This window comes from Streptomyces sp. W16 (assembly GCF_033194735.1).
In the GTDB taxonomy this organism is placed as follows: Bacteria; Actinomycetota; Actinomycetes; order Streptomycetales; family Streptomycetaceae; genus Streptomyces.
This window is the reverse complement of record NZ_JAWOAI010000454.1, coordinates 1-8,270: the sequence shown is the minus strand read 5'-3', so window position 1 is coordinate 8,270 and position 8,270 is coordinate 1. Positions and strand designations below refer to the sequence as shown.

General features: G+C 71.8%; 10 protein-coding genes and 1 pseudogene. 3 read left to right on the top strand and 8 right to left on the bottom strand.

The genetic code is table 11. From position 1 onward, the window contains the following. The coding region (locus R6V09_RS39980; RefSeq protein ID WP_317886396.1) for a phage holin family protein at positions 1-1,419 on the bottom strand (1,419 nt) is incomplete at its 3' end. Between the two features lie 73 nt (positions 1,420-1,492). After that, a complete protein-coding gene (locus R6V09_RS39975; protein ID WP_317886395.1) occupies positions 1,493-1,924 on the bottom strand; it encodes a hypothetical protein in 432 nt (143 codons plus the stop codon). An 85-nt stretch (positions 1,925-2,009) separates the two neighbouring features. Here R6V09_RS39975 and R6V09_RS39970 point away from each other — a divergent pair. Further along, positions 2,010-2,150: pseudogene (locus R6V09_RS39970) on the top strand (MBL fold metallo-hydrolase); the annotation flags it as partial. Positions 2,151-2,309: 159 nt separating this feature from the next. On the opposite strand, the gene R6V09_RS39965 reads toward R6V09_RS39970, so the two are convergent. Genes R6V09_RS39965 through R6V09_RS39945 form a run of 5 tightly spaced genes read right to left on the bottom strand, consistent with a single transcriptional unit; the run spans position 2,310 to position 5,923 of the window. Further along, a complete protein-coding gene (locus R6V09_RS39965; protein ID WP_317886394.1) occupies positions 2,310-3,134 on the bottom strand; it encodes a TIGR03936 family radical SAM-associated protein in 825 nt (274 codons plus the stop codon). Positions 3,135-3,180: 46 nt separating this feature from the next. After that, positions 3,181-4,239 carry a hypothetical protein gene (locus R6V09_RS39960; RefSeq protein WP_317886393.1) on the bottom strand — a complete coding sequence of 353 codons (1,059 nt, stop codon included), beginning with the start codon at positions 4,237-4,239 and terminating at the stop codon, positions 3,181-3,183. Positions 4,240-4,266: 27 nt separating this feature from the next. Continuing rightward, positions 4,267-4,800 (bottom strand): GNAT family N-acetyltransferase, encoded by a 534-nt coding sequence (locus tag R6V09_RS39955; RefSeq protein ID WP_317886392.1) that lies wholly within the window; start codon positions 4,798-4,800, stop codon positions 4,267-4,269. 3 nt (positions 4,801-4,803) lie between these two features. Then, complete coding sequence (locus tag R6V09_RS39950) at positions 4,804-5,283, bottom strand: GNAT family N-acetyltransferase (RefSeq protein ID WP_317886391.1); 480 nt, start codon at positions 5,281-5,283, stop codon at positions 4,804-4,806. Positions 5,284-5,302: 19 nt separating this feature from the next. Next, on the bottom strand, positions 5,303-5,923 hold the full coding sequence (locus R6V09_RS39945; RefSeq protein ID WP_317886390.1) for a TetR/AcrR family transcriptional regulator: 621 nt from the start codon (positions 5,921-5,923) through the stop codon (positions 5,303-5,305). Between the two features lie 169 nt (positions 5,924-6,092). On the opposite strand from R6V09_RS39945, the gene R6V09_RS39940 reads away from it, so the two are divergent. After that, on the top strand, positions 6,093-6,644 hold the full coding sequence (locus R6V09_RS39940; RefSeq protein ID WP_317886389.1) for a cysteine hydrolase family protein: 552 nt from the start codon (positions 6,093-6,095) through the stop codon (positions 6,642-6,644). A 149-nt stretch (positions 6,645-6,793) separates the two neighbouring features. Next, positions 6,794-7,642 (top strand): hypothetical protein, encoded by an 849-nt coding sequence (locus R6V09_RS39935; RefSeq protein ID WP_317886388.1) that lies wholly within the window; start codon positions 6,794-6,796, stop codon positions 7,640-7,642. Between the two features lie 13 nt (positions 7,643-7,655). Here R6V09_RS39935 and R6V09_RS39930 read toward each other — a convergent pair. After that, a partial coding sequence (locus tag R6V09_RS39930; RefSeq protein ID WP_317886387.1) for an SDR family oxidoreductase occupies positions 7,656-8,270 on the bottom strand: 615 nt, incomplete at its 5' end.

The following is an 8,270-nucleotide window of genomic DNA, read 5'->3' as shown; positions in this document are numbered from 1 at the left end:
CCGGCGCGGCACCGGCAGCCCGCAGCCCGCCCGGACCAGGTCGCCGAGGGTGAGGCCGTAGCGGCCCTGGAAGGTCTCGCCGGGGCTCTGCCCGTGGTCGGAGAGGACGACGATGCGGTACGGCCGCGGGGCGTGCTCGGCGACGTTCTCGATCAACGCGAGGGCGCGGTCGAGGCGTTGGAGGACCTTGGCGGCGTCGCGGCTGCGCGGTCCGGAGTGGTGGGCGACCTCGTCGTAGGCCACGAGGTCGGCGTAGACGGCGGTGCGGCCGGCCAGCATGTCGCCCATGACGGCGGCGACCACGACGTCCCGTTCCACGACGGTCGCGAAGGCGCGGACGAGGGGGTAGAGGCCGCCGCGCTTGATCCGGGGGCGCTGCTTGGTGAGGCGGCTGCGGGTCGACTGGCCGATCTCGCGGCCGACCTCGGCGACGAAGGACATCGCGGTGCGGACGGCGTTGGCGGGGTCGGAGAAGTAGGCGAAGTAGCCCGCGCGGGAACGGTTCTCCCGGCCCCGGCGGCGGATGGCGATGGACAGCACGAGGGCCTGTTCGTCGGCGCCGCCGCTGAACAGGTTGCCGCGGCTGGCGCCGTCGAGCGTGAGGAGGCCGCCGTCGCCGGTGAACTCGACGGCGCGGCGCTGGAGTTCGGCGGCGCTGGTCGGGCGGTTGCAGACCATCACCTCGCCGGTGTCCTTCTCGTACCAGCGGAACGCGGGGATGTCGTGGTTGGAGCCGTGCAGGATGCCGAGCTGGCTGGCGCCGGTCTGGCTGGACCAGTCGGTGCGCCACGGGGTGAGGCGGTGGGTGGGGCGGTCGCCGCCGAGGAGTCTCGCGACGGTCGGCATCAGCCCCTTCTCCATCGCGTCGAGGAGGACGTCGTGGCCGACGCCGTCGAGCTGGAGGAAGACGGTACCGGGGCTGGACGGGCCGGGCGGCAGGGCTCTGCGGCGGCGGTCGGCTAGGCGGTAGAGGCGGCGGCGGTAGGCATCGTCGTCGCGCACGGCCAGGGCACCGCCGGTGGCGGAGGCGACGGCGGACATCACGGCGGCCACGACGACGGCCGTCGAGGGGGCGACCTGACCGCGCAGCCCGCCGTCCGGATTGATCCGCAGGGCGATCAGCAGCAGGGAGCCGTTGAGCACGAACACGAGGAGACCGAGGACAAGCGCGGGCACCAGCAGCAGCAGCCGTACCAGCAGCGGCCAGACCAGGGCCGACAGCAGACCGAAGGCGCCGGCGCCGAGCGCGGCCGTGACACCGATACGGGTCGCGCTGTCGCCGTCCGCCGACTGGAGCTTGAAGTCGGGCAGGATCCCGGCGAGCACCAGCATGGTGACCGTGGAGACGGCCCACACCGCGATGCTCCGCCCGACCTGACTGGCGAGCCGCCGCCAACGCCCTCCACCCACGCCCCGCACACCTCACGTCCCGGGCCCGTCGACCTGGCGGGCCTGTCCCCACCCTGTCACACGGGACGTGGGGACCCCTGGACTAGCGGCCGTCGTAGCCGGCCGTCGGCATCGACAGCCGCCGGTGCACGCGGGCCTTGGCCTGGGCGTCGTACGACGGTTCCGCGCGGCCCACTGTCTCGATCCGCACCCCGCGTCGCGCGCACTCGTCGGTGAACTCCTCGACGGAGGACAGCGCGCTCTCCAGGACCCGGCGGCTGGGGGCGACGAACAGGTCGAGGCCGGGGCGGACGCCGTCCCACAGGGCGTTGTGGTCGGGGCGCAGCCCGCGCACGAGGAGTTCGCGGGCGATGACGTAGCCGTGGTCGGCGGCCCAGCGCGCGCACATGGCGTGCTGGCTGCGGGAGTCGACCAGGAAGGGGTCGTCGTCCAGCTCCTCCAGCGGTGTCAGGCTGGCGATCGCCGTGACCCTGACCCGCGAGGGCATACCGGAGGCACCGCGTACCTGTCCCATGGCGTCCCCCTCACCTCCGGGTTTCGCCGCCGACCCTACTCCTGCCCGTAGGCTTCGGGGGAGTCGCGCGAAGGAGGCAAAGAAGGTGCCGGTGGAGATCACCTGGTGGGGTCACGCCACCTGCACGATCGAGGACTCGGACGTACGCGTCCTCACCGACCCCCTGTTCGCCCGCCGGCTCGCGCACCTACGGCGCCGCCGGGGCGCGGTGCCGCCGTCCGGGGCGCGGGCGCCGCACGGGAGCTCTCTGTGTCCTGTCTCGCCGGTTCCGTACGCCCAGTTGCGGACGGCCTGGCGAAAGTCTTGTGGTCGGTGCGCTGCCCGACCCAGGTGGCTCCCGAGTCCGAGGGCGGCGCTACGACGTCCGTCCTACGCGGAACCTTCCCTACGCCGGCGCCTTCGCGGCGGCAGCTTCGGCGACCGTGGGATTCCCGGTCACTGCTGCCTCGCGGTCGGGCGCGAGCGGGTCGGTCACCGTGCCGGTCTCTTCATCGAACAGCCCCTGCGCCAGCCTGGTCACCGCTGCGGCGACCGGCGGCGCCAGGTCGGCCACGGCGCGAAGACCGGACAGGACGTCGTCGGGTCGAACGGCAGGCGTCACGTGCCGAACAACCAGCCGCAGTATCGCACAGGCCTGGTCGGTAGGCCCATTAAGGGGCGCGGCTTCAGCCGCTCCAGTGGAGCCGACGCTTGCGGCGGGCTGTGGACCGATCGTCCCAGAAGTAGCTTCGAGGCTCGCTACGGCGGAGCGGGCGTCGAACGTCCGCATGCCGTTCTTGGCCATGCGCTGGACCTCGACGCTCTCGGCCGCGTTGAACGCGGCCACCGCGCGCTCGGCGTCCTCGGGAGCCACCCCGTCGAGCCGCAGCTCCCACACGGAAGCCGTGAGCCGGTCGGCGAGCCCGGAGGTCCGGGCCACGACCGCGTCGACGATGTCGAGCCCGACAGGCATCGACTCGTCGAGCAGCTCGCGCAGCTTGTCGGGGTCACGCTCGGCGGTGAGCGCGATCTCCAGGTATTCCGCCTCACTGCCCGTGCCGGTGGGTGCGGCATTGGCGTACGACACCTTCGGGTGCGGTGTGAACCCGGCCGAGTACGCCATCGGCACCTCGGCGCGGCGCAGCGCACGCTCGAAGGCGCGCTGGAAGTCTCGGTGGCTGGTGAACCGGAGGCGGCCGCGCTTGGTGTAGCGCAGTCGGATGCGCTGCACCGCGGGTGCGGGCGGCGGGCCTTCGGGCTGTCGCTTGCCCAGTGTCCTAGTCCTTCGTGAGAACGGTCGTACTTCTACCAAGAGTACGTGTCTCGTCGCCCATCGGTTCCCGTCGCTCCACCGGCTGCGGCTGCCTGGGCTCGCCGAAAACCATTCGCCGGAAGTCGGCCCGCGCCTGCCGGGCGGACTCGCGCGCGGCGGTCAGCACCTGGCGGGTGACCCGGCCCACCCTGCGCGCGGCCTCGGCGGCGGGCCGCAGCACCAGGTCCCGTACGACGTGTCCGACCGGGGTGAGGACGGTCCGGTACACCCAGCTCACCGGCGCCACGAAGATCCACCGGAAGAGGGTCCCCAGTGCCCGCCCCACGGCGAGCGAGATGTGCCCGGCGATCCGCCAGGCGTGCCCGAGGGCGTCCCACACCTCACGTCCCACGACGGCGAGGACCCGCCCGACCGGTGTCAGTACCCAGCGCCAGAGGGCGATCGCGGGCAGCACGAGCAGGATCCGGGCGGTCCAGTACAGGACGACACCGACACCGGTACCGACAGTCCTCGCCAGCCACAGCAGCCCCCGCCCGCACCAGGCGACCGCGTGCCCGACCGGGGCGAGCACCCACGCGTACAGCCACCCGGCGGGTACGACGAGCAGATACCGCCCGAGCCACGCCACGGCGGCCGTCACCCTGTCGACGACCCACACGCACGCGTGCCCGACGGGAGTGAGCACGCGCGCGTACACCCACGCCAGCCCGTTCCCGATCTGCCGGGCGCCCCAGCCGAGGGCACGGCCGACCGGCGTCAGCACGTACCGGTACAGCCAGCCAAGGGGGACCAGGACGAGCGCATTCGCGAGCCATCCGACCGCCTTGGCGACGGGCACGACGACGTACCGCCACAGCGCCACCAACGGCCACACGAACACCGCCCGCCCCAGCGGTCGCAGCACGGTGCGCCAGAGGAACCGCCCGCCGACCACCAGCGCGTCCCACGCCACCCGCACCGGCACGACCAGCACGAGCACGACGATCCGCACGGGAACACGGATCGCGACGGCGAGACACCCCTCGGGCGACTGCGGCGCGGAGGGCGGCTTCTCGAATTCCACAGGAGCGTCCATATCAGCCAAGACGCCTCAGCGCCCCGTTCGTATCCAGAACCGCAGTTTCCCGCCCCGCTCGTCCTCGAACTCCCCGCCACCGGCCTCGATCACCTTGCGGGACCCGATGTTGGTGACATCGCAGGTCACGAGGACCTGGTCCAGGCCGAGGGCCCGAGCGTACGGCAGGACGTCACGGAGCATCGCGGTCGCGTACCCGCGACGACGGGCGGTCGGCCGGACGCCGTAACCGATGTGGCCACCCTGGTCGAGCAGGTGCGGGGTGAGCCGATGGCGCACCTGGATACGTCCGAGGTACTCGTCGCCGTCCACGTACCAGTACCAGCTGTTCGGGACGAACCCCGCCGGCCGTCGCCCCTCCTCCCGCTCCTCCTCGCGTACGGCGTCGACGTACCGGTTGAACCCCTCCGGTCGGTGCCACGTCTCGCCGTGCTCCCGCAGTTCACGCGCGAGGGTGTCGCCGAAGGTTTCGCCCTCGGTGAGGTGCTCGCGGACGGCCGCCAGGAAGGAGAGCCGGAACCGGGCGTGGGGCGTGGTCAGTTCAGGCATCGGTCAGGGGTGGGTGTCGGTGCGGGAGACATGGGTGTGCAGCAGCCGGGGCGAGGGGGCGAAGCCGCGTCGGGCGTACGCGGGGATCGCCCGGGGCGAGGAGTGGACGGTGACGCGTTCGAGACCGAGTTCCCGGGCACGGCCCAGCACCGCCTCCACGAGCCGGCCGCCGACACCGCTGTCCCGTTCGCCGGGGATCACGTACACGCACTGCAGATCGCCGGAGGCCCGGCGCAGGGCGCGCGGACTCGGTACCCGCTGGACCACGGCCAGCCAGGCCATCCCGATGACCGCACCGTCCCGCACGACGACCATGCAGCGATGCGAACCGGTGTGCTCCGCCGCCCAGTCGACGAAGTGCCGCACGAACTCCTCGCGGGTGGTGACCGGTTGGTCTCCGCCCTCCAGAATCCACTGCCACCGCAGGCCTGCGACCGCGTCCAGCTCGGCGGGTTCAGCAGGGCGGATCATGAAGTCGTCCACCCGTGCATTGTGCGGCAGTTCAGCGATCGTCGGCAGGGGGCGTCAGCAGCGCGTCGACGATCTCCCGCAGGGGCGCGGCCAGTTGACCGGCGGTCGCGTCACGCAGGGGCCGCAGACCTACGGCGGACCGTACGACGGCGACGCCGACGCCGAGCGCGACCAGGAGCTGCGCCCGCAGCAACCGTTCGTCGTCCTCCCCCGCAGGTCCCCCGCCGGACGCTTCGAGGATCTGGCGGCCGAACTCGTCCAGGGCCTTGCGGCGCAGCGCGTCCACGCGCTCGTCGCCGGAGCCGCGCAGCAGCATCAGCACGGGGTGTTCGCCGAACTCCGGCCAGGCACCGGCGGAGAGTTGGTGGCTGAGCGCCTCGGCGAGACCCTCCCGGTCCTGCGGGAACCGCTCATCCCGGCCCAGAAACCGGGGAGTTGACGCCAGCGCCGCCTTGAACAGCCCTTCCTTCGAGTCGAAGTACCGCTTGATGAGCGCCAGGTTGACCCCGACGTCGGCGGCCACGTCCCGCAGCGTCGTGCGGTCGTACCCGAGCCGGGTGAACCGGCTGCTCGCGGCCTCCAGAAGCGCCTGCCGGGTCGCCGCCGCGTCCCGCCGCCGGGGTCCGTCGGCCTCGCCCGTCTCACTCGTCACCACCGGCGGCCTCCTCGAACAGGTCAAGTAATCACTCGTTGACATGACTACAGGGCATGGTTACGTTAAGCAAGTAATCACTTGATGACTTAGCCCGCCCCGCGACTCACCTGCGCCCTTCGCTCTCCCGTTCCTTCTCTCGTTCCTTCTCCCGTCCGAAAGGACAGCGGTGTCCAAGCAAGCCCTTCTCGTCATGGACGTCCAGCGCCTCATCGTCGACCGCTACCCCGACCCGGCCTATCTGCCGCGCCTGCGCAAGGCGATCGACACTGCCCGCGCGGACGGCGTCCCCGTGATCTACGTGACCGTCGGATTCCGCCCCGGCGCCCCGGAGATCAGCACCCGCAACAAGATGTTCGGCAGGCTCGCGGGCACCCCCGCGTCGGCCGCCGTCGCCCAGGCCAACGAAGTCCACCCGGACGTGGCCCCCGAAACCGGCGACATCCTCGTCACCAAGCGCCGCGTCAGCGCGTTCGCCGGCAGCGACCTCGACATGGTGCTGCGGGCCAACGACCTCGACCACCTGGTCCTGACGGGCATCGCCACCAGCGGCGTCGTCCTGTCGACGCTCCGCCAGGCCGCCGATCTGGACTTCACCCTCACCGTCCTGTCCGACGGCTGCCTCGACAACGACCCCGAGGTGCACCGGGTCCTCACGGAGAAGGTGTTCCCGATGCAGGCGGACGTCACGACGGTGGCGGAGTGGGTCGCCGCGCGCTGACTCCCTATATTGATCCCCCGGTGCGACTGCCCGCCCGTACTCGACGGGCCGGAGTCGGCATCGGTGCGATCCGGGGGGATTGAGCGCTCGTGCGAATACGACTGCCACTGCGACTGCCATTGCGACCAGGCGGAACCCGGGGGACGACTGTGGCCGCCGCACTCTGCGCCGCAGCCGTACTGCTGCTCGGCGGATGCGGGACGCAGGTGGCCGGTGACACGAACGACGCCAACGACCCGTCGTCGACCGTGTCGCTGCCCTGGACCCTGGCACAGCCCTCCGCGGTCACCGCGGCCCAACTCGCCGACGACCGGCGCATGTTGACCCTCACCGCCCGGGTACCCAAGGGCAAGCGGCCGTGCGTGCGCGCGTTCAAGGCGGCGCTCACCGACTCCACGCAGAAGTACATGTGGGTCCAGATCACCTTCTCCTCACCGTCCGGGGACAGACACTCCGGCTGCACCGGGGAAGGCACGGCCTCGACCCGGCTCCGGCTGCCCGAACCCCTGGGAAACCGGGAGCTGATCGTGGACAGCTCCACCCAATTCACCGCCGACGGCGCCAAGTTGCCCGCCCTGCGCCTGTGCGGGGAACTCGGCTGCCATCCGCCGGCCACCGGCTGCACCGTCCGGTCCTACGAGCAGGCGATGATCGCGGCCGACGCCCCCGCGCACAGCTACCGCGACGCGGAGCACTGCGACGGCAAGTGGCTGGTCATCGACTTCTCCTGGCGTACGGGCCCGGTCTGCGGCGACACGAGCGCGACCCCGTCCGGGTGCTCGTCCCGGCTGGGCGACCGCTGGTTCTTCCGCGCGAAGCCCGCCGGCTGGAAGGTGATCACGGCGAGCTCGACCGGGGGCTGCAAGGCGGTACGACGCGTGGAGCCCGCGTTCCCCTCGGCGTTGTGCGCGGCACTGGCCCCACTCTCCGCCTCACTGCACCCGAGCTACCCGCCGGTGTCAGCTTCCCCGACCGCGACCGCGAGCCAACTCCCTTGATCCGGCCGGGACTTCAGCTCTGCGCCGTGGGCCGTACGACGATCTCGTTGACGTCGACCTCGGCGGGCTGGTTGACGGCGTAGACGATCGCCTCGCCGATCGCGGCGGCGGGGATCGCGATGCCCATCATGTCCTCGGCGACCGCGCGCATGCCCAAGTCGCTGATGCCGTCGGTCAGTTCGCTGCGGGTGAGGCCGGGGCTGACCACGGTGACGCGCAGGTCGCGGCTCTCCTGGCGCAGCCCTTCGGAGATGGCGCGGACGGCGGACTTGGTGGCGCAGTAGACGGCCGCGGTGGGATCGACGCGGTGTCCGGCGACGGAGGCCACGTTCACAATGTGTCCCTCGCCCTGCTCTCGCATCACGGGCAGCACCGCGGCGATGCCGTGCAGCACCCCGCGGATGTTGACGTCGATCATGCGGTTCCACTCGTCGACCTTCAGCGCCTCCAGCATCGCCAGCGGCATCACGCCCGCGTTGTTGACCAGCACGTCGACACGGCCGTACGACTCCCGCGCGGCCCGGACGAAGGCCCGCACGCTCTCCAGGTCGGTCACGTCCAGCTCATGGTGGTCGGCCGTGCCGCCGTCCGCCCGGATCTTCCCGGCGACGGCGGCGAGGCGGTCGGC